General features: G+C 69.3%; 17 protein-coding genes. 7 read left to right on the top strand and 10 right to left on the bottom strand.

Annotated elements, in window-relative coordinates; translation table 11 throughout:
* Together AC07RM_RS07985 and AC07RM_RS07980 are read right to left on the bottom strand one after the other, a co-directional pair.
* Entirely contained in the window at positions 1–1,275 is a 1,275-nt protein-coding gene (locus AC07RM_RS07985) for a styrene monooxygenase/indole monooxygenase family protein (RefSeq protein ID WP_495334112.1), read from the bottom strand.
* Between the two features lie 51 nt (positions 1,276–1,326).
* Positions 1,327–2,115 (bottom strand): SDR family oxidoreductase, encoded by a 789-nt coding sequence (locus AC07RM_RS07980; RefSeq protein WP_495334111.1) that lies wholly within the window; start codon positions 2,113–2,115, stop codon positions 1,327–1,329.
* A gap of 132 nt (positions 2,116–2,247) precedes the next feature.
* Between AC07RM_RS07980 and AC07RM_RS07975 the strand changes: the two genes are divergently transcribed.
* The 7 genes from AC07RM_RS07975 to AC07RM_RS07945 all read left to right on the top strand — a co-directional run bounded on the left by AC07RM_RS07975 (position 2,248) and on the right by AC07RM_RS07945 (position 8,215).
* Entirely contained in the window at positions 2,248–3,246 is a 999-nt protein-coding gene (locus AC07RM_RS07975) for an AraC family transcriptional regulator (RefSeq protein WP_495334110.1), read from the top strand.
* Between the two features lie 85 nt (positions 3,247–3,331).
* A complete protein-coding gene (gene smpB / locus AC07RM_RS07970; protein ID WP_057591776.1) occupies positions 3,332–3,808 on the top strand; it encodes an SsrA-binding protein SmpB in 477 nt (158 codons plus the stop codon).
* A gap of 108 nt (positions 3,809–3,916) precedes the next feature.
* Entirely contained in the window at positions 3,917–4,300 is a 384-nt protein-coding gene (locus AC07RM_RS07965) for a COG4315 family predicted lipoprotein (RefSeq protein ID WP_495334109.1), read from the top strand.
* Positions 4,301–4,321: 21 nt separating this feature from the next.
* Positions 4,322–4,873, top strand: a complete 552-nt coding sequence (locus AC07RM_RS07960; protein ID WP_093341775.1) for a sigma-70 family RNA polymerase sigma factor — start codon at positions 4,322–4,324, stop codon at positions 4,871–4,873.
* 4 nt (positions 4,874–4,877) lie between these two features.
* Positions 4,878–5,696: an anti-sigma factor family protein gene (locus AC07RM_RS07955; protein WP_495334108.1), complete on the top strand. Its 819-nt coding sequence runs from the start codon at positions 4,878–4,880 to the stop codon at positions 5,694–5,696.
* A gap of 79 nt (positions 5,697–5,775) precedes the next feature.
* On the top strand, positions 5,776–6,171 hold the full coding sequence (locus AC07RM_RS07950) for a COG4315 family predicted lipoprotein (protein ID WP_093341773.1): 396 nt from the start codon (positions 5,776–5,778) through the stop codon (positions 6,169–6,171).
* Positions 6,172–6,286: 115 nt separating this feature from the next.
* Positions 6,287–8,215, top strand: a complete 1,929-nt coding sequence (locus AC07RM_RS07945) for a hypothetical protein (protein WP_495334107.1) — start codon at positions 6,287–6,289, stop codon at positions 8,213–8,215.
* A 21-nt stretch (positions 8,216–8,236) separates the two neighbouring features.
* Here the strand turns inward: AC07RM_RS07945 and AC07RM_RS07940 are convergent, their stop codons facing one another.
* The 8 genes from AC07RM_RS07940 to AC07RM_RS07905 form a co-directional block, all read right to left on the bottom strand.
* Positions 8,237–9,160: a DMT family transporter gene (locus tag AC07RM_RS07940; RefSeq protein WP_495334106.1), complete on the bottom strand. Its 924-nt coding sequence runs from the start codon at positions 9,158–9,160 to the stop codon at positions 8,237–8,239.
* Between the two features lie 16 nt (positions 9,161–9,176).
* A complete protein-coding gene (typA, locus tag AC07RM_RS07935; RefSeq protein ID WP_093341770.1) occupies positions 9,177–11,009 on the bottom strand; it encodes a translational GTPase TypA in 1,833 nt (610 codons plus the stop codon).
* Positions 11,006–11,962 carry a tRNA pseudouridine(55) synthase TruB gene (truB, locus tag AC07RM_RS07930; RefSeq protein WP_296787844.1) on the bottom strand — a complete coding sequence of 319 codons (957 nt, stop codon included), beginning with the start codon at positions 11,960–11,962 and terminating at the stop codon, positions 11,006–11,008. The genes typA and truB overlap by 4 nt, the downstream gene beginning before the upstream one ends.
* Positions 11,963–11,964: 2 nt before the next feature.
* Entirely contained in the window at positions 11,965–12,336 is a 372-nt protein-coding gene (rbfA, locus tag AC07RM_RS07925; RefSeq protein ID WP_093341767.1) for a 30S ribosome-binding factor RbfA, read from the bottom strand.
* Positions 12,337–12,420: 84 nt separating this feature from the next.
* A complete protein-coding gene (gene infB, locus AC07RM_RS07920; RefSeq protein ID WP_093341765.1) occupies positions 12,421–15,444 on the bottom strand; it encodes a translation initiation factor IF-2 in 3,024 nt (1,007 codons plus the stop codon).
* A 24-nt stretch (positions 15,445–15,468) separates the two neighbouring features.
* On the bottom strand, positions 15,469–16,953 hold the full coding sequence (gene nusA, locus AC07RM_RS07915) for a transcription termination factor NusA (RefSeq protein WP_093341763.1): 1,485 nt from the start codon (positions 16,951–16,953) through the stop codon (positions 15,469–15,471).
* 16 nt (positions 16,954–16,969) lie between these two features.
* A complete protein-coding gene (gene rimP, locus AC07RM_RS07910) occupies positions 16,970–17,614 on the bottom strand; it encodes a ribosome maturation factor RimP (RefSeq protein WP_093341761.1) in 645 nt (214 codons plus the stop codon).
* Positions 17,615–17,848: 234 nt separating this feature from the next.
* Complete coding sequence (locus tag AC07RM_RS07905) at positions 17,849–19,069, bottom strand: YbfB/YjiJ family MFS transporter (protein ID WP_495334105.1); 1,221 nt, start codon at positions 19,067–19,069, stop codon at positions 17,849–17,851.
* Positions 19,070–19,090 lie beyond the last annotated feature (21 nt).

The raw sequence follows: 19,090 nt of genomic DNA, 5'->3' as shown, positions 1-19,090 counted from the left end.
TCAGGCCGCCTCCGGTTGCGGCGCCAGCGAGCGCAGGTAGGCGCTGCTCGCGTCGGGCGTCATGAAGAACTCGGCGTAGTCGCGCGGATCGTTGAAGCCGTTGACGAAGCGCCGTGCCACGGCCGCGTTGCCCTGGGCCGCGCCCAGCACCTCGAGCACGTGCGGGGGCGGCGGCTGCAGCATCGCGTTGGTCCATTCGACGACGTGGCGCGCATAGCGCCAGTAGCCGTCGAAGGCCGACTGCATGAAGTCCGCGTCGAAGGCGCCCTCGCCCTGCGCGAGGATGGCGCGCAGGTAGGCATCGGCGCACTTGGCGGCGTTGTTCGAGCCCTGGCCGGTGATCGGGTCGTTGAGGCACACCACGTCGCCCATGCCGAGCACGGCGCGGCCCGAGGGCAGCCGCCCGACCGGCTTGCGCACCGTGGGCGCGAAGCGGCCGGCCAGGATGCCGTTGTCGTCGGTCAGGCGCACGTCGCGGCAGCGTTCGGCCTCCCAGGGCGTGAAGGTGTCGAGGATCGACAGCGAGCGCTCAAGGTGCTGCGCGGGCGTCTTCACGTCGGCCCAGCAGTCCATCGGGCCGCCGGGCACGCCCTCGAACACCATGATCTCGCACGGCCCCGTCACGGTCAGCGCGGGGAACACGAAGTACTCGCCGACGCCGGGGATCAGGTTGAAGTTGACGGCCGAGTACTCCGGGCGCGGCGTCATGCCGTGCACATAGGTCAGGGCCAGCGCGCGCTGCGGCTTGTCGTAGGGCGAGCGCTGCGCGTCGCGTTCGAACATCTGCGCGATCTCGCCCTTGCCGGCGGCCACGATCACCAGGTCGTGCGACTGGGTCCAGCGCTCGAGGTCCTCGATGCCCGCGTCCTGGAACAGGATCTGTCCGCCGCGTTCCTCGAAGGTCTTCATCCAGGCCGGCACCTTCACGCGCTGGTCGACCGAGCGCGCGGGCGCGTCGAGGCGGTGCGACCAGCCGAGCAGCTTCTCGCCGGGCTTCTCTGGATGCGGCACGGCGAAGCCGATGCCCTCGACCGGCGGGCAGGCGTCGGCCCACTGGTCGATGCCGAGGTCGCGCTCGATCTGCAGGCTGGCATCGAACATGCACTGGCTCGACATCACGCGGCCGGTGCGGATGTCCTCGGCGCTGCGGTTCGAGACCACGGTCACCTCGTGGCCCTCGCGCTGGAGGCCCAGCGCCAGTTGCAGGCCCGACTGGCCCGCGCCGACGATCATGAAACGGCGCGGCTTGGCGCCCTGCGATGCGATGTTGCTCATGGGTATGCCTCGTTCGTGGGTGGGGTGATGAAAGGGATGCGACGGCCGCCTTCAGGCCGCGAGCTTGGGAATGGCCGGCTCGCCCTGCTCCGGGCCCAGGGCCGAATAGCCGCCGTCCACGGCCCAGTCGGCGCCGGTGACGAACGAAGCCTTGTGCGAGCACAGGAAGGCCACCACGTGGCCGACCTCGGCCGGGTCGCCGACGCGGCCGAGCATGTGGAAGGGCTTGGCCACCGCATCGGTCTTGGCGCGATCGCCGCCGGTGAGCTGGTCCATCACGGCCGACCAGGTCCAGCCCGGCGAGACGGAATTGACGCGCACGTTCATCGCCGCCAGGTCCAGCGCCATGTTGCGCGTGAGCTGCACCAGCGCGGCCTTGCTCACCGGATAGAGCCAGCGGCCGGTCTGGGCCACGCCCGAGGAGATCGAGGTGAAGTTGACGATGGCGCCGCCACCCGCGGCCTGCATGAAGGGCAGCGTGGCGCGCGCCATCATCACGGCCGAGACCACGTTCACGTCGAGCGCGGTCTGCCATTCGCCGCGCGGCGAGGCCAGGCCGTTGTCGAGGTAGCTGCAGGCCAGGTTCACGAGCGCGTGGATGCGGCCCTCGGCATCGGCCGCCTGCTCGACGCAGGCCTGCACGGCGGCGTCGTCGGTGATGTCGGTGGCGATGAATTTCGCACCGATCTCGCGCGCCACCGCCTCGCCGCGCGCCACGTCGATGTCGGCCAGCACCACGCGTGCACCGGCATCGCGCAGGCAACGGGCCACGCCCGCACCGATGAGGGTCGCGCCACCGGTGACGAGCACCGTCCTGTCCTGCAAGTCCTTGTCGCTCATGCGTTTTCTCCTGGTTGGTCCCGTTGTCAATTGCTTGCAGTTACTTTAGATTTGAAGGATTCAGACCCCAATCCGGATTGCGCAGCCGCTGTCCGCAAAACGCATTTATTCGCTGCCCCCACGCCGCCCCGCATGGAACACGCTGTCGCTGCATCGGCCTCGCTTCCCCTGTCGCGCTATGCCGTCATCGCCACGCCCGACCTCGACGAGGCGCGCGACGAAGTGGCGCGCATCTTCTGTCCGCACCGGCTGCACCTCGGGCACGGCAGCTCGCGCTTCGACGCGCGCCACCACGTCGCGCCGCTGGGCGACATCTCGCTGAACTACGTGCAGTACGGCGCCGAGGTCGAGATCGATCCCGGCTGCCTCGGCGACTTCTATCTGCTGCAGATCCCGCTCAGGGGCAATGCCCGCATCGAGTGGGCCGGCCAGAGCTTCACCTCCGACGCGCACCGCGCCTCGCTGGCCTCGCCGAGCCAGCCGCTGCGCATGCGCTGGGGCGACGACACGCCGCACCTGATCGTGAAGATCGGCAAGGCGGTGGTGCAGCGCCACTGGGAATCGCTGTGCGGCGAGCCGGCCGGCGCGCGGCCCCTGGAATTCGAGCCCGAGATCGCGCTCGACGAGGGCGCGGGCGCGAGCGTGAAGCACCTGGTCGAGTTCCTCGCGCAGGAGCTCTCGTGCGGCCGCACGCCGCTGACCACGCCCTTCCTGGCCCAGGCCGAATCGGGCCTGATCCACACCCTGCTGGGCCAGTTGCCGCACAACCAGAGCGCGCGCCTGGGCGCCGAGCGCGGCGACGTCTCGCCGCGCGCGCTGCGACGTGCCCGCGAGTACATCGAGGCCCACCTGCCCAATGCGCTCACGGTCGACGAGATCGCCTCGGCCAGCGGGCTGTGCGTGCGCAGCCTGCAGGTGGCGTTCCGCCAGCATGCGGGCCAGACGCCGATGGCCTACCTGCGCGAGCGGCGGCTGCTCGCGGTGCACGAGCGCCTGAGCGAGCCGGGGGCCGACACCACCGTGACCTCGGTCGCGCTGCAGTTCGGCTTCGCCCACCTCGGGCGCTTCGCCCAGGACTACGCACGCCGCTTCGGCGAATCGCCCCATCGCACGCTGCAGCGGCAGCGCTGAAGGTCCCCGCGGCCACTTTCATAGAATCCACGCCCTGTGCATGCCGGGCGGTTGTCCGGGCGCCATGCGCCCCCAAATGACAACGATGGCCACCAAGAAACAAGACACCTCCTCCCGCATCGCCGACAACAAGAAGGCGGCGTACAACTATTTCTTCGAAGAACGCTTCGAGGCCGGCATGGTGCTGGAAGGCTGGGAAGTGAAGGCGCTGCGCGAAGGCAAGGTGCAGCTCACCGACGGCTACGTGGTGATCCGCGACGGCGAGATGTTCGTGCTGGGCTGCCAGATCAACCCGCTCAAGAGCGCCTCGACCCATGTGACGCCCGACTCGGTGCGCACCAAGAAGCTGCTGCTGCACAAGGAGGAGATCCGCCGCCTGACCGGCAAGGTCGAGCAGAAGGGCTACACCCTGGTGCCGCTGAACCTGCACTGGAAGGCCGGCAAGGTGAAGTGCGAGATCGCGCTGGCCAAGGGCAAGGCCGAGCACGACAAGCGCGACACCATCAAGGACCGCGAAGGCAAGCGCGAAGTCGAGCGCGCGATGAAGAGCCGCAGCCGCTGAGCCGCGGCGTTCGCGCTTTTTTTTGCGCGGCCCTGGAATAAACGCGGCGCCGCGGGCGTTCATGCAGGTGTCGCCGGATCGTCCGGCGCCACAACCAGGAGCTCTTCCATGCCGCTGACCTCGCGCCACCTTCCCGTTCTCGCCGCCACGCTGCTGGCCGCCGGTTTCCTCTCGCTGCCCGCCGCGGCCCAACCCAAGGCCGCCGACGGCGCCCTGGTCGGCCCCAACGGCATGACCCTCTATACCTTCGACAAGGACACGGCCGGCAACGGCAAGTCGGTCTGCAACGGCCAGTGCGCCACCAACTGGCCGCCATACATGGCGGCCGATGGCGACAAGGCCGCGGGCGACTTCAGCATCGTCACGCGCGACGACGGCAAGAAGCAGTGGGCCGCCAAGGGCTGGCCGCTGTACTACTGGATCAAGGACACGAAGCCCGGCGACAAGACCGGCGACGGCGTCAACGGCAGCTGGAAGACCGCCAAGCCCTGAGCCCGGGCCTTCCCGCCTTCCATGGACGCCCGCCAGCTCGCCCCGCACATTCCCGGCCTGCGCCGCTATGCGCGCGCGCTGACCGGCAATGCCTGGGCCGCCGACGACCTGGTGCAGGACACGCTCGAGCGCGCCTGCAGCAAGTGGCGGCTGTGGGTGGCGGGCAGCGACCTGCGCGCCTGGCTGTTCGCGATCATGCACAACCTCTTCGCGAGCCAGGTGCGCCGCGCGCCGCCGCCGCATGCGGCCGTATCGCTCGACGAACTGCCGCCCGAACAGCAGGGCGGCGTCGATCCCGGCCGCGATCACGGCGTGCGCCTCGACCTGCAGCGCTGCCTGCTGCAGTTGCCGGAAGAACAGCGCGCCGTGCTGCTGCTGGTGACGCTCGAAGACCTGTCCTATGCCGAGGTCGCGAAGGTGCTCGGCATTCCGCTGGGCACCGTGATGTCGCGGCTGTCGCGCGCCCGCGTGCGGCTGCAGGAACTGCTCGACGGCGCGGCCGTAGCCGGCACGTCGGCGGGCACACTGGCGGGCAGTGCGGCCCCGCGCCCCGGCCTGCGCCGCCTCAAGTAACGCCATGAACCGCCCCGCCCCGCCCCCTTCCGACGACGACCTGCACGCCTGGGTCGACGGCCAGCTCGCGCCCGAGCGCCGCGCCGCCGTCGAGGCCGCGCTGGCCGACGATCCGGCCCTCGCGGCCCGGGTCTCGCTCTGGCAAACGCAGCGCGACGCGCTGCGGCAGCTGCATGCCGAGCTGCTCCATGAACCCGCGCCGGCCCACCTGTCGGCCGTGCTCGAACGCGAGGCCGCGCCACGCGACGGCTGGTGGCGCTGGGGCGGCATCGCGGCCGGCCTGCTGGTCGCCTTCGGCGCCGGCTGGCTCGGCAACGCCCAATGGAGCGCCACCCAGCGCCCGGGCACCGCGCTGGCGCGCGCACCGGCGGTGCGCGAATTCGTCCATGCGGCCTCGCTCGCGCACCAGGTCTACACGCCCGAGAAGCGCCATCCGGTCGAGGTGGCCGCGACCGAGCAGCAGCACCTGGTGCAGTGGCTGTCGCGGCGGCTCGACCGGCCGCTCAAGGTGCCGGACTTCTCGACCCTGGGCTACACGCTGGTCGGCGGCCGGCTGCTGCCCGGCGAGAACGGTGCCCGGGCCCAGTTCATGTTCGAGGATGCGGCCGGCGAGCGCGTCACGCTCTATGTCGGCCAGCTCGATCCCAAGACCGCGGGCGCCAAACCGGCCCCCGCGCCCGAGACCGCCTTCCGCTTCGCCACCGAGGGCGCCGTGCCCAGCTTCTACTGGGTCGACCAGGGCTTCGGCTACGCGGTGGCCGGCCGGCTGCCGCGCGAGACCCTGATGAAACTGGCGACGCTGGCCTACCGGGATCTGTCTTGAGCGCGGCATACACTCGGCCGGTTCGCGCATGCATTCCCTCATTTCCATGTTCGCGATCACTCAACGAAGGAGAAACTGCATGAAATTGCTCAGCGCCTCGATCCTCGCGGCCGCCCTGCTCGCCGGCTGCGGCAGCATGTCCAACCAGAGCGCCAGCGCGCCCGACACCCCGACGCGCACCGCCGACGGCGTGCTCGTCGGCCCGAACGGCATGACGCTCTACACCTTCACCAAGGATGCCGCCGGTTCGGGCACCTCGGCCTGCAACGGCCAGTGCGCGACCAACTGGCCGCCGCTGGGCGTGGCCGAAACCGCCCGGCCGATGGGTGGCTACACCATCATCATCCGCGAGGATGGCAAGCGCCAATGGGCCTACAAGGGCTGGCCGCTGTACTACTGGGCCAAGGACGCCAAGCCGGGCGACAAGACCGGCGACGGCTTCGCCAACGGCGCCTGGAAGCTCGCGCGTCCCTGAGACCGCGCTCGTCACCCCGGGGCTCGCGCCCGGGTGATCCACGCCACGAAGGCGGCCCGCAACGGCCGCCTTTTTCGTTTCCGGGCCCGGCGCGCACAGACGGCAGAATGGCCCGATGCCTTCGAATGCCAACCTCGACGCCTTCGCCGCCCTGCTCCCCCTGGGGCTGATCACCGACGAACAGCACGATGCCGTGCTGGCCCACCCCGGCTTCCCCACGCTGGCGCCGCTGCCGAGCCCGGCCCATGCGCTGGACTGGATGCAGCAGCAGGGGCTGATCGACCCGGTGGCCTCGCACGTGCTGCGCATCCAGCTCGACCGGCGCGTCGAGCGCAACGAACTCGACCGCGGCACGCGCGACGAGGCCGTGGAGGTCGCCGAGCAGGCCGAGGCGCTGCACCGGCTCGGCGAGCGCGGCATCGTGCGCGAGGCCGTGCTCGCGCTGCACACGGACGGCCGCCTCGACGCCGAGGCGCGCGACGAGGCACTGGAGCGCGTACCGGTCAGCGGCGCCGCTCCCGACCCCGAGGCCGCGCATGCCTGGCTCGATCCCGAGCCCTTCGAGGCGCTGGTTCTCCAGGGTCTGGTCGACGCGCCCCGGCTCGCCGCCGCGCGCGCCCATCCCGAATACGCGAGCCTGCCCAAGCCGCCCACGCCGGCCCATGCCTATGCCTGGATGCGGCTGCGCGGACTGCTGCCGGCCGGGAACGAGGACCAGGACGCGCTGATCGAGCGCATCGTCGCGACCCACGGCGATTCGATGGCCGAGGACGCGGAAGACACGCTCGACGAATCCGACGAGCTGCTCGAGGCCGGCGCGCTCGGCCTCTCGCATGCGGTGGTGCAGGCGCTGCGCGACGACGGCCTGCTCGACGCCGAAGACCTTGAGGAGGCGCTGCCCTGGGTGCCGCTGGTGTCCGACCAGCGTGCCGACCCGGCCACCGCCCTCGCCTGGCTGGTGACCGATGGCTGGCTCGAGGAAGAGCGCTTCGAGGCCATCGCCGCGCGCGTGGAGGCCGAGCCGGCCTTCGTCGGCGCGGACGAGCGGCGGCAGATCATCGCGCAGGCGCGCGAACGCATCGCGGCCGAGAACGCGAGCTCGAAGGTCATGGCGCGCAAGCGCTCGACGGGGCTGCGGCCCCCGCGCTGGCTCGGCGTGCTCGCGGTGATCGCGATGGTCGGTGCGGCGGGCGCGTACCTGTGGAAGCTGAACGCCCTGCCGGCCTGCAACAGCGACCTCGCGCGGCGCGAACTCGACGGCCTGGTATCGAGCACCAGCAACGACGAGCGGCTGCGCTCCGAGCCCGGCGTCGAGGCCCGCGTGAGCGCGCTGCACGAGATCGGCTTCCTCAAGGCCGACAAGGTGCGCGGCTGCCTGGCCACGCTGTCGCGCGACGGGAAGACCGAGACCATCGGTTTCACCATCGGGCCCGACAGCGGCGGCTCAGGCGGCGACACGGTGGTACGCGGCGCCGAGGCGGCGATCGTCGAGGCGCGCTTCGGCGCGCTCGATGCCGAAGGCCGCCCGCAGCACAACGCCGAGCCGGTCGGCCGGCTGGCGCTCGCGGACGCGCTGCGCGAAGGCGTGGACAACCTGGAAGCGCGCATGCGGGCGCCCAAGAACCTGCAGGAACGACTGCGCGCGCTGCGCGAAGCGCCGCTCATGGCGATCGATCCGGACCCCAGGCTCACGCTGACCGAGATCGAACCCGCCGGCGCCTGCCAGGCCGGGGGCGGCCAGCAGCAGGTCTGTCCGGTAGTGATGGTCTACGACGACCGCCGGCTCGGCGCGCTCGGCGGCGTGCAAGCCAGCAATGCCGCGTCGCTGCCGCTGCGCGCCGAGATCACGCTGGCGCCCGACGACACCGGCATCTGGCGCGTGGCCGGCGATTTCGAACGCAGCTTCGCGATGGCGGTGGTCGAGGCGCGGCTCACGAAACAGGGCGTGAGCGATGCCGCGCTGGGACCGCTCGAACTGCCCGAGCCGCCGCCACCCCCGCCGACACTCGTGATGCCGAAGCTGCCGCCGCCCAAGACGCGATAACCCGCGCGCCGATTGGCGCGCTCAGTGCGCGCCCGGCACGGCCTGGTCGGCCACCGTCGTGCGCCGCCCGCGCAGCGCCAACAGCTCGTTGAACAGCAGCGCGCCGATCACCATGGCGCCGCCGGTCAGCACGCTGGGCGCCGGCGTCTCGTTCGCGCCGAGCCAGGCCAGCGCGATGCCGAAGATCACCTCGAGCAGGGCCAGCAACGCCACCTCGGGCGCCTTCAGCACGCTGGCGCACAGCACCGACAGCACGCAGGGGATCGCGAGCTGGAACAGGCCGAGAAAAGCCAGCAGGCCGAGGTCGTGCGCGCTGGCGCGGAACGGCATGGCCAGCGGCAAGGTGGCGAGCGTGCACAGCACGGCGCCGATCAGCACCGCGGGCACGAGGTCGATGCGCTGGCCCCTGGCCTGCGCATGCTGCACCACGGTCCAGTTGGCGGCGCCGGCCAGCGGCACGCACAACGCCACCAGCGTGCCCAGCAGCGATCCGCCCGCACCACCGAGCAGCTGCGCGCCGTACATCCACCCGATGCCCAGCCCCGCCACCACGATGGCGAGCCAGGTGCGCGCCGGCAGCCTGTGGCCGATGAACAACCGCGCCGCGAGCGCGGTCAGCAGCGGCCCGAGCGACATGGTGACCAGCACGCTGGCGGTGGACGCCAGCGTGAGCGCCACCATGAAGGCCGTGAACATCACGGCCCAGCACAGGCCCGAGATCCAGAGCTCGCGCCCGCCGGCCAGCAGCGCACGGAACACCTTCGGCCCGCGCCATAGCGGCAGGATGGCGCACAGCGACAGCACGGTGAACAGGCCGCGCCAGAAGGTGATCTCGAAACTGTGCGCGCCCTCGAGATGGCGCGTGACCATGCCCGCCGTGCCCCACATCAGGGTCACGGCCACCATCAGCCCCACGGCGCCGCCGTGGGTCAGGTGCTGGGGCATGGCGCGGAGGCGGTCCTCAGACGGCCGATTCGCGGCTCGCGCGCTTGCGCTCGTGTTCCTTCAGGAAGCGCTTGCGCAGGCGCACGCTCTTGGGCGTGATCTCGACCAGCTCGTCGTCCTCGATGAACTCGACGCCGTATTCGAGCGTGAGGTCGATCGGCGGCGTGATCTTGATCGCGTCTTCCTTGCCCGAGACGCGGAAGTTCGTGAGCTGCTTGGTGCGGGTGGCGTTCACCACCAGGTCGTTGTCGCGGCTGTGGATGCCGACGATCATGCCTTCGTACACCGGATCGTTCGCCTTCACGAACATGCGGCCGCGGTCGTCGAGCTTGCCGAGGGCGTAGGTGAAGATTTCACCGTCGTCCATCGAGATCAGCACGCCGTTCTTGCGGCTGCCGATCTCGCCCTTGTGCGGCTCGTAGCTGTCGAAGATGTTGCTGATCAGGCCCGAACCGCGCGTCAGGTTCAGGAATTCGTTGGTGAAGCCGATCAGGCCACGCGCCGGGATGCGGTACTCGAGGCGCACGCGGCCACGGCCGTCCGGTTCCATGTTGACGAGTTCGCCCTTGCGCTCGCCCAGGGCCTGCATCACGCCGCCCTGGTGCTGCTCTTCGATGTCGGCCGTCACCAGCTCGATCGGCTCGTGCTTCTCGCCGTTGACGTTGCGGAACACCACGCGCGGCTTCGAGACGGCCATCTCGTAGCCTTCGCGGCGCATGTTCTCCAGCAGGATGGTCAGGTGCAGTTCGCCGCGACCCATGACTTCGAACACGCCTTCTTCGTCGGTCTCGTTCACGCGCAGCGCCACGTTGTGCTGCAGTTCCTTCTGCAGGCGGTCCCAGATCTGGCGGCTGGTGACGTACTTGCCTTCGCGGCCGGCCAGCGGGCTGGTGTTGACGCAGAAGTTCATGGTCAGCGTGGGCTCGTCGACCTTGAGCATCGGCAGCGGTGCCGGGCTCGCGGGGTCGGTCACGGTGACGCCGATGCCGATGTCGGCGATGCCGTTGATCAGCACGATCTCGCCCGGGCCGGCTTCGGTGGCCTGCACGCGGTCCAGGCCCTGGAAGGTCAGCACCTGGTTGATGCGGCCCTTGACGGACTGGCCGTCCGGGCCTTCCATCACCAGCACGTCCATCATCGGCTTCAGCGTGCCCTGGCTGATGCGGCCCACGCCGATGCGGCCGACGAAGGTCGAGAAGTCGAGGGCCGAGATCTGCAGCTGCAGCGGCGCGGCCGGGTCGCCCTTCTGCGAGGGCACGTGCTTCAGGATGGTGTCGAACAGGGCCGACATGTCGGGACCCCACTGCTCGCCGGGCGCGCCCTCTTCGAGCGAGGACCAGCCGTTGATGCCCGAGGCGTAGACCACGGGGAAGTCGAGCTGTTCGTCGGTCGCGCCGAGCTTGTCGAACAGGTCGAAGGCGGCGTTGACCACCTTGTCGGGGTTGGCGCCGGGCTTGTCGACCTTGTTCACCACCAGGATCGGCTTCAGGCCCAGGGCCAGTGCCTTCTTGGTCACGAAGCGCGTCTGCGGCATCGGGCCTTCCTGCGCGTCGATCAGCAGCACCACGCCGTCGACCATCGACAGCGCGCGTTCCACTTCACCGCCGAAGTCCGCGTGGCCGGGGGTGTCGACGATGTTGATGTGCGTGCCCTGCCAGGTCACGGCGCAGTTCTTCGCCAGGATCGTGATGCCACGTTCCTTTTCGATCGCGTTGTTGTCCATCACCGTGTCGACGACCTTCTCGTGCTCGGCGAAGGTGCCCGATTGGCGCAGCAGCTGGTCGACCATCGTGGTCTTGCCATGGTCCACGTGGGCAATGATGGCGATATTGCGGATTTGCTTGGTCATGGTGTCGCTTCGGTCTGTGGTGCGTTCAAAAGAATTTGCTGGATTTCGATGGGGTTCAGCAAGCGCCCCGGGATCAGTTCATGGGCGGCCACGTGGGCCGTGCCGAGGAAGGCCGGGGGCGATTCGCCGAACACCGCGACCCGGGCCGCATCGGCCCACGGCCCGCGCCGACGCAGGCCGGACAGAAAGCGCCCTGCATCCTCGCTGCCCAGCGTGACGATCGTGTGGCCCTCGACCAGGCATTCGGCAGGCAACAACCGCGCCAGCCGCTCGTCCTCGTCCATGGCCTCGAGGGCCTCGAGCGTGATGCACTGGGCCGCCACGAAGCCGCCGGTGGCGGTGCGGCGCAGCGAGCTCAGGTGGGCGCCGCAGCCCAGCGCCTCGCCGATGTCCTCGCCCAGGGTGCGGATGTAGGTGCCCTTGCTGACCGAGGCCTCGATGCGGATGGCATCGGCCGCGGTCTGCGCGATCTTCAGCGCGTGGATGACGACGTCGCGCGGCGCGCGCTCGACCTCGATGCCCTCGCGCGCGTATTCATAGAGTGCCTTGCCGTCCTTCTTGAGCGCGCTGTGCATCGGCGGCACCTGGCGGATCGGGCCGGTGTAGAGCGCCTCGGCGCGCGCCAGGTCCTCGGCCGTGACCTGGACCGGACGTTCGGCGATCACCTCGCCCTCGGCATCGCCGGTGGCGGTGCGGATGCCCAGCCGCGCGGTGGCGACGTAGGTCTTGTCGGCGTCGAGATGCAGCTGGCTGAACTTGGTGGCCGCGCCGAAGCACAGCGGCAGCACGCCGGTGGCCAGCGGATCGAGCGTGCCGGTATGGCCCGCCTTCTCGGCGCGCAGCAGCCACTTGGCCTTCTGCAAGGCCTGGTTGCTGGACAGTCCCAGCGGTTTGTCGAGCAGCAACACCCCATGCACAGGGCGCCGCTGCACCCTTGTGCGTGGCGCATTCATGGCTAGTCGTCTTTCGAACGCGAAGCGACGGCCTGCGCGATCAGCGCGTTCATGTCGGCGGCACGCTCGGTGGTGCGGTCGAACACGAAGTGCAGCGTGGGCACGGTGTGGATGTGCAGGCGCTTGAACAGGCCGTTGCGCAGGAAGCCCGCGGCCTGGTTGAGCGCTTCGGTGGTCTCGTCCACGTCGCCGGTGAGCAGGCTGAAGAAGATCTTCGCGTGCGCATAGTCGGGCGTGACTTCCACCGCCTGCAACGTGACCATGCCCACGCGCGGGTCCTTCAACTCGCGCGCGATCAGCTCCGTCAGATCGCGCTGGATCTGATCGGCGACCTTGAAGGCGCGGTTGGGAGTGGCGGCTTTTCTTTTGGGCATTGGCGAATGCGGAAGCGTTCCCGGATGTGGAAAGCGCAGATCGCGAAGCTCGGCGCTTCGCGACCTGCGCGTTCGACCGTCCGTTTACAGCGTCCGGGCGATCTCCTTGATTTCGAAGAACTCGAGCTGATCGCCCTCTTTGATGTCGTTGTAGTTCTTGAGCTTGATACCGCACTCGAAGCCTTCGCGCACTTCGCGGACATCGTCCTTCATGCGCTTGAGCGAGTCGACTTCGCCGGTGTAGACCACCACGTTGTCGCGCAGCAGGCGGAAGTGCGAGCTGCGGGTGACATAGCCCGAGGTGACGTACGAACCGGCCACGGTACCGATCTTCGAGGCCACGAACACCGTGCGGATCTCGGCCGAGCCGATGATTTCCTCGCGGCGCTCCGGTGCCAGCATGCCCGACATGGCGACCTTGATCTCGTCCACCGCGTCGTAAATGATGCTGTAGTAGTTGAGCTGGACACCATTGCCCTCGGCCAGCTTGCGCGCGCCGGCATCGGCCCGCACGTTGAAGCCGATCACCACCGCCTTCGAGGCGATCGCGAGGTTGATGTCGCTTTCGCTGATGCCGCCCACGCCCGCATACACCACCTGCACCTTGACCTCGTCGGTCGCGAGCTTGAGCAGCGATTGCGCGAGCGCTTCCTGCGAGCCCTGCACGTCGGCCTTGATGATGATGCGCAGCGTCTGCACTTCGCCCGCCGAAAGGTCGGTGAACATGTTCTGCAGGTTCGCGGCCTGCAGCTTCGCCAACTTGGTGTTGCGGAACTTGCCGGCACGGTAGGTGGCGATTTCGCGCGCACGGCGCTCGTCGCTCATCACCATGAACTCGTCGCCGGCTTGCGGCACTTCGGTCAGGCCCTGGATCTCGACCGGGATCGACGGGCCGGCCGTCTTGGTCGGCTTGCCGTCCTCGTCGAGCATGGCGCGCACGCGGCCATAGGTCGAGCCGGCCAGCACCACGTCGCCGGTCTTGAGCGTGCCGGACTGCACCAGCACGGTCGCGACCGGGCCGCGGCCCTTGTCGAGCTGGGCTTCGATGACCAGGCCCTTGGCGGCAGCATCCACCGGCGCCTTGAGTTCCAGCACTTCGGCCTGCAGCAGCACCTGTTCGAGCAGGTCGTCGATGCCCTGGCCGGTCTTGGCCGAGACGCCGACGAACGGAACGTCGCCGCCGTACTCCTCGGGCACCACCTCTTCGGCCACCAGTTCCTGCTTCACGCGGTCCAGGTTGGCATCGGGCTTGTCGATCTTGTTGATCGCGACCACGATCGGCACACCCGCCGCCTTCGCGTGCTTGATGGCTTCCTTGGTCTGGGGCATGACGCCGTCGTCGGCCGCCACCACCAGGATCACGATGTCGGTGGCCTGCGCACCGCGGGCACGCATGGCGGTGAACGCCTCGTGACCCGGGGTGTCGAGGAACGACACCATGCCGCGTTCGGTTTCCACGTGGTAGGCACCGATGTGCTGCGTGATGCCGCCGGCTTCGCCCGCGGCCACCTTGGCACGGCGGATGTAGTCCAGCAGCGAGGTCTTGCCGTGGTCGACGTGACCCATGACGGTCACGACCGGTGCGCGCGGCAGGGCTTCGGCGGTTTGCGCCGACACGTCCTCGTCGGTGAAGGCTTCGGGATCGTCGAGCGCGGCAACCACCGCGTTGTGACCCATTTCCTCCACCACGATCATCGCGGTGTCCTGGTCGAGCGCCTGGTTCATCGTGGCCATCTGGCCCAGCTTCATCAGCTGCTTAATCACCTCGGACGCCTTGACCGACATCTTGTGCGCGAGCTCGGACACCGTGATGGTTTCCGGCACGTGCACCTCGATGATGCGGGCCTCGACCGGTGCTGCCGGTGCGTGCTGTTGGTCGTCGTGGCCACGGTCGTTGCCGCGGCGTCCGCGCGGACCGCCGCGCCAGTTGCCACGGCCCACGCCGCCGCTCGCGTCGCCGCGGGTCTTGATTTCCTTCTTCTTGGCGGTGTCGCCGGCCCAGCTCGAGGAGAGCTTGGCCGATTTCACTTCCTTGCCGGCGGCACCGCCGGCAGGCGCGGCCGCAGCACCCGGCGCGGCCGGAGCTCCGGCGCGGGCCGCGGGCGCGGTCGGCTTGTGCAGCGTGCCCTTGACGCCACCGGCGGGCTTGACCTCGGCGACCGGCTTCTCGACCTTGTGCGGCACCAGCACGCGGGCCGGTGCATTCATCATGGCGCGGATGGCCTCGGCTTCGGCCAGGGCCTTGCGGCGGCGCTCGTCGAGGTCGCGCGCACGCGCGGCTTCCTCGTCGGCACGGGCCTTGGATTCGGCGGCGGCCTTGGCCTTCGCATCTTCCTTGGCCTGCGTGGCGGCAGCCTGGGCCGCGGCCTTGGCCTCGGCGGCCTGCTTGGCGGCGACGACCTGCGCTTCCGCGGCTTCCTTCAGCGCGGCGACTTCGGCCTCGGCCTTGGCGGCGCTGTTGGCGGAGCTGCGGGCGACCGGCTTGGCCGCTTCAGCGGCCGTCTCGGCCTTCTTCTGGGCTTCCTGGCGAGCCGCCTGCGCGGCTTCCTGGCGTGCCTGCTCGGCCTGTTCGGCCTGCTCGGCGCGTTCGACCTTCTCGCGTTCGCGCGCTTCGGTTTCCTCGCGCTGGCGACGCTTCTCGGCCAGCTCTTCTTCCTGGCGGCGGATCAGCTCGGCCTGGCGGCGGGCCTCCTCCTCGCGACGGGCGAGTTCGGCTTCATCGATGCGCGGCGCGGCCGGCTCGGCCGGCGCGGCGACGGGCGCGGCGGCAACCGGTGCCGGGGCCTCGACGGCACCCGCGGGGCCTTCGTCGCGCTGGATGAAGGTGCGCTTCTTGCGCACCTCGACCTGGATCGTGCGGGCGCGACCGGTGGCGTCGGCCTGCTTGATCTCGCTGGTCGACTTCTTGGTCAACGTGATCTTCTTGCGCTCGGGCTCGACAGTGCCGTGGCTGGCCTTCAGGAAACCGAGCAGGCGCTGCTTGTCCGACTCGGTCAGCGCGTCGCTGGCGGCCGCTTTGGGCACGCCGGCGCTGCGAAGCTGATCGAGCAAGGTTTCGGGAGTCTTCTTGAGTTCATTCGCGAACTCGGCGACAGTGGTACTGGACATATTCGTTTCGTGCCTCCATGACCATCACTCTTGGCCAGCGAACCAGTGTTCGCGGGCCTTCAAGATGAGGGTTTTGGCGTCATCGGCGCTCAGGCCGGTGATCTCGGTGAGTTCATCGACCGCGAGGTCGGCCAGGTCGTCGCGGGTGTTCACCCCCGCCTCGGCCAGCTTCGGAATCAGGTCGGGGTTCAGGCCTTCGAGGTCGCGCAGGTTCTGCGAGACGGTATCGACGCCCTCTTCCTTGGCGATTTCCATGGTCAGCAGCGCATCCTTGGCACGCGAGCGCAGTTCGTTGACCGTGTCTTCGTCGAAGGCTTCGATCTCGAGCATCTCGGAGATCGGCACGTAGGCCACTTCCTCGAGGCTGGTGAAGCCCTCGGAGATCAGGATGTCCGCGATTTCCTCGTCGACGTCGAGCTTCTCCATGAACAGGCGGCGCGCGGCGTCGGTTTCGTTCGCCTGCTTCTGGGCCGACTCGTTGGCGTCCATGATGTTGATCTTCCAGCCGGTGAGCTCGGAAGCCAGACGCACGTTCTGGCCGCCACGGCCGATCGCGATCGCGAGGTTTTCCTCGTCGACCACCACGTCCATGGCGTGCTTTTCCTCGTCCACCACGATGGACGACACGTTGGCCGGCGCCAGGGCGCCGATCACGAATTGGGCCGGATCCTCGCTCCACAGCACGATGTCCACGCGCTCGCCGGCGAGCTCGTTGGTCACGGCGTTGACGCGCGTGCCGCGCACGCCGACGCAGGTGCCGATCGGGTCGACACGCTTGTCGTGCGAGAGCACGGCGATCTTGGCGCGCGAACCGGGGTCGCGGGCGCAGCTCTTGATCTCGAGCAGGCCCTGTTCGATCTCGGGCACTTCCTGGCGGAACAGCTCGATCATGAACTCGGGGGCCGAGCGCGACAGGATGATCGGCGCGCCGCGCAGCGTCAGGTCGACCTCCATGATCATGGCGCGCACGCGGTCGCCGTTGCGCAGGTTTTCCTTGGCGATCATCTCGCTGCGGCGCAGACGGCCCTCGACGCGGCCGGCCTCAACGATGATGTCGCCCTTGTCCAGGCGCTTGACGGTGCCCACGAAGATCTTGTCGCCGCGCGACATGAAGTCGTTGAGCAGCATCTCGCGCTCGGCGTCGCGGATCTTCTGCAGGATCACCTGCTTGGCGGCCATGGCGCCGATGCGGCCGATCGGCACCGAGTCCACCGATTCCTCGATGTACTCGTCGACCTCGATGTCGGGCATCTCTTCCTTGGCCTCGAACAGCAGGATTTCCTGGTCGGGCTGCTGCAGGCCGGCTTCGTCGGGCACCACGTGCCAGCGACGGAAGGTCTCGTAGTCGCCGCTGTCGCGGTCGACGGCGACGCGGATGTCCACCTCGCCCTGGTACAGCTTCTTGGTGGCCTGCGCCAGCGCGGACTCGACCGCGCCGAAGACGACGTCACGCTCGACGTTCTTCTCGCGCGAGATCGCATCCACCAACATCAACATTTCGCGATTCATGCCACCACTCCTCTAGTCAGTCCGGAACCTTTGTTCCGCCAATGTCCTGCGAGCCCTGACGGGCCCTGGGCTTGCGCCCCTTGAAATCCACGATGGGTGCCAGCCGCGCTTCGCGCAGCTCGTCCAGCACGAAGCCCAGCGCCTGCAACGGTGCCGGCGCGCGCTTCCTGCTGACTTTCTGACCCGGCTTGGGCTCCGGCTCGTCGCTCCAGACGATCTGCCAGCCCTGAGGGCCGTCGGCCCCTTCCGCCTGTGCGGCCCGCTCGAGCGTGCCGCGAAACTTCTTGCGATTGGCCGACACCTGGCCGGCCGCCGCCTCGCCGATCGGCGCCTTCAGCGTGATGTCGATCACCTCGCCCTCGAAGCGCTCGAAATCCTTCTCGTGGCGCAGCGGACGGTCGATACCCGGCGAGGACACCTCGAGCCGCTTGTAGTCGGCGCCATCCACCTCGAGCGCGAACTGGAGCTGTCGCGTGACCTTCTCGCAGTCCTCGACCGTGACGAAGGGCTCGGGCGTGCCGGCGGCGAGAGCCTCCGATGTGGGGGCCGTCCACGGCAAATCAATCGTCACGCGCAGCAATCCTCCCGCCGAGCGTTCGATCTCGACCAGGTCGTAGCCGAGACCGGCCACGGTTTGTTCCACTGTCTGCTGCAATGCCACGTGTTCGAAGGTGCCTTTTATTCAGTCAACGATGCGCAGGACCCGCCCGCCAGGTACCGCGCGATCGATAAAAAATCCGTGAGAAACCGGGTCTTGCCCAGCGATCCGAGAACGGATGGACCAAAAAAAACGGGCGGTTGGTACCCGCCCGTTTGGTCGTGAGCCTCGAATTATATGCCACTTCTGTGATAAATGAAGGGCCACTTCTGCAAGCGGGCCACACCCGCTCGCAGCTCAGGGCGTGGCGGCCCTTTCGCGGGCGGCGGCGACCCGCCTGGAACGCGCCCAGACGGCCGCGAAAAGCACCGCGCCCAGCGCCAGCGCGGCCGCCGCCACCAGCAGCGGGATCTGGAACGAACCGGTGCGCTGCGCCAGCGGCGCCGCGAACAGCGGCCCGATGATCTGCCCCACGCCGTACGAGGCGGTGGCATAGCCGATCAGCCCGGCCGCCGCGTTGCCGCGCAGCCGGCGCGCGTCGCGTACCGCGAACAGCGTGATCGCGGTGAACGGCATGCCCAGCAGCAGGCTGCCGAGCGCGAAGCCGACCACGCTGGGCCAGGCCACCGACAGCACCACCCCGACCGCCTGCAGCGCATAGGCGACCGCCAGCAGCAGCCGGTTGTCCCAGTGCACCGGCGCGCGCGCCCCGATCAGGGCGCCCGGGATGATGGCGGCGCCGAACAGCGGCCAGAAATAGTCGGGCCAGAACGAGCCCGGCAGCGCCTGGCGCGCGATCACCGGCAGGAAGGTGGCGGTGATGATGTAGCCGAAGCCCGCCAGCCCGTAGAGCGCCACCAGCCAAAGGGCGTCGGCGCGCGCCGCGGCCGAGTCCTGCGCGCTCGGCGCCGCGACCGGCGCGGGCGCCGCGCCGCCGGCCACGGCCTGCTCGCCGTCGTTGAAGACGCGCCAGATCACCGCGATCAGCACCAGCGCCAGCAGGCCCAGGCCGATCCAGCCGGTTTCCGATCCCCAGCGGCCGAGCGCCCCGCCCAGCAGCCCCGTCATGGCGATGCCGACGCCGGGGCCGGTGTAGATCACGCCGCCGAGCGCCGGCGAACTCGTTTCGGCCAGCCGGCGCAGGCCCCAGCTCGAGGCGAACACGAACACCCAGGCGCTCATCACGCCGGCCGCCGCGCGCAGCACGCCCCAGGCACCGAAGCTGTGCAAGAGTCCCATGCCGATCAGCAGCACGGCGGTGGCCAGCAGGCCGCCGCGCACCATGGTCTTGGCGCGCACGCCGATGGCGGCGCAGCTCACCGCGCCGACGAAATAGCCGAGGTAGTTGAGCGAGGCCAGCAGCCCGCCGGCCTCGAGCTCGAGCTTGCCCTCGTGCAGCATGATCGGCAGCATCGGCGTGAAGGCGAAGCGCCCCAACCCCATGGCCACCGCCAGCGTCACCATGCAGGCGAGCGCCGCCCGCCAGGCGCCGCGCCTGTCTTGTCCGATTTCCGACATCTTTTCGCGCAATGCTCGTTG

It is taken from the genome of Variovorax sp. GW821-FHT09B05, from assembly GCF_059418265.1.
This window is presented reverse-complemented; position numbering and strand designations above follow the sequence as displayed.

Bases quoted from the DNA above. Each gene is read 5' to 3' on its own strand.
- AC07RM_RS07960 (WP_093341775.1), top strand. From the start codon at position 4,322: ATGGACGCCCGCCAGCTCGCCCCGCACATTCCCGGCCTGCGCCGCTAT.
- AC07RM_RS07940 (WP_495334106.1), bottom strand. From the start codon at position 9,160: ATGCCCCAGCACCTGACCCACGGCGGCGCCGTGGGGCTGATGGTGGCC.
- AC07RM_RS07975 (WP_495334110.1), top strand. From the start codon at position 2,248: ATGGAACACGCTGTCGCTGCATCGGCCTCGCTTCCCCTGTCGCGCTAT.
- AC07RM_RS07945 (WP_495334107.1), top strand. From the start codon at position 6,287: ATGCCTTCGAATGCCAACCTCGACGCCTTCGCCGCCCTGCTCCCCCTG.
- AC07RM_RS07955 (WP_495334108.1), top strand. From the start codon at position 4,878: ATGAACCGCCCCGCCCCGCCCCCTTCCGACGACGACCTGCACGCCTGG.
- nusA (WP_093341763.1), bottom strand. From the start codon at position 16,953: ATGAATCGCGAAATGTTGATGTTGGTGGATGCGATCTCGCGCGAGAAG.
- typA (WP_093341770.1), bottom strand. From the start codon at position 11,009: ATGACCAAGCAAATCCGCAATATCGCCATCATTGCCCACGTGGACCAT.
- AC07RM_RS07980 (WP_495334111.1), bottom strand. From the start codon at position 2,115: ATGAGCGACAAGGACTTGCAGGACAGGACGGTGCTCGTCACCGGTGGC.
- AC07RM_RS07965 (WP_495334109.1), top strand. From the start codon at position 3,917: ATGCCGCTGACCTCGCGCCACCTTCCCGTTCTCGCCGCCACGCTGCTG.
- AC07RM_RS07985 (WP_495334112.1), bottom strand. From the start codon at position 1,275: ATGAGCAACATCGCATCGCAGGGCGCCAAGCCGCGCCGTTTCATGATC.
- smpB (WP_057591776.1), top strand. From the start codon at position 3,332: ATGGCCACCAAGAAACAAGACACCTCCTCCCGCATCGCCGACAACAAG.
- rbfA (WP_093341767.1), bottom strand. From the start codon at position 12,336: ATGCCCAAAAGAAAAGCCGCCACTCCCAACCGCGCCTTCAAGGTCGCC.
- AC07RM_RS07905 (WP_495334105.1), bottom strand. From the start codon at position 19,069: ATGTCGGAAATCGGACAAGACAGGCGCGGCGCCTGGCGGGCGGCGCTC.
- AC07RM_RS07950 (WP_093341773.1), top strand. From the start codon at position 5,776: ATGAAATTGCTCAGCGCCTCGATCCTCGCGGCCGCCCTGCTCGCCGGC.
- truB (WP_296787844.1), bottom strand. From the start codon at position 11,962: ATGAATGCGCCACGCACAAGGGTGCAGCGGCGCCCTGTGCATGGGGTG.
- infB (WP_093341765.1), bottom strand. From the start codon at position 15,444: ATGTCCAGTACCACTGTCGCCGAGTTCGCGAATGAACTCAAGAAGACT.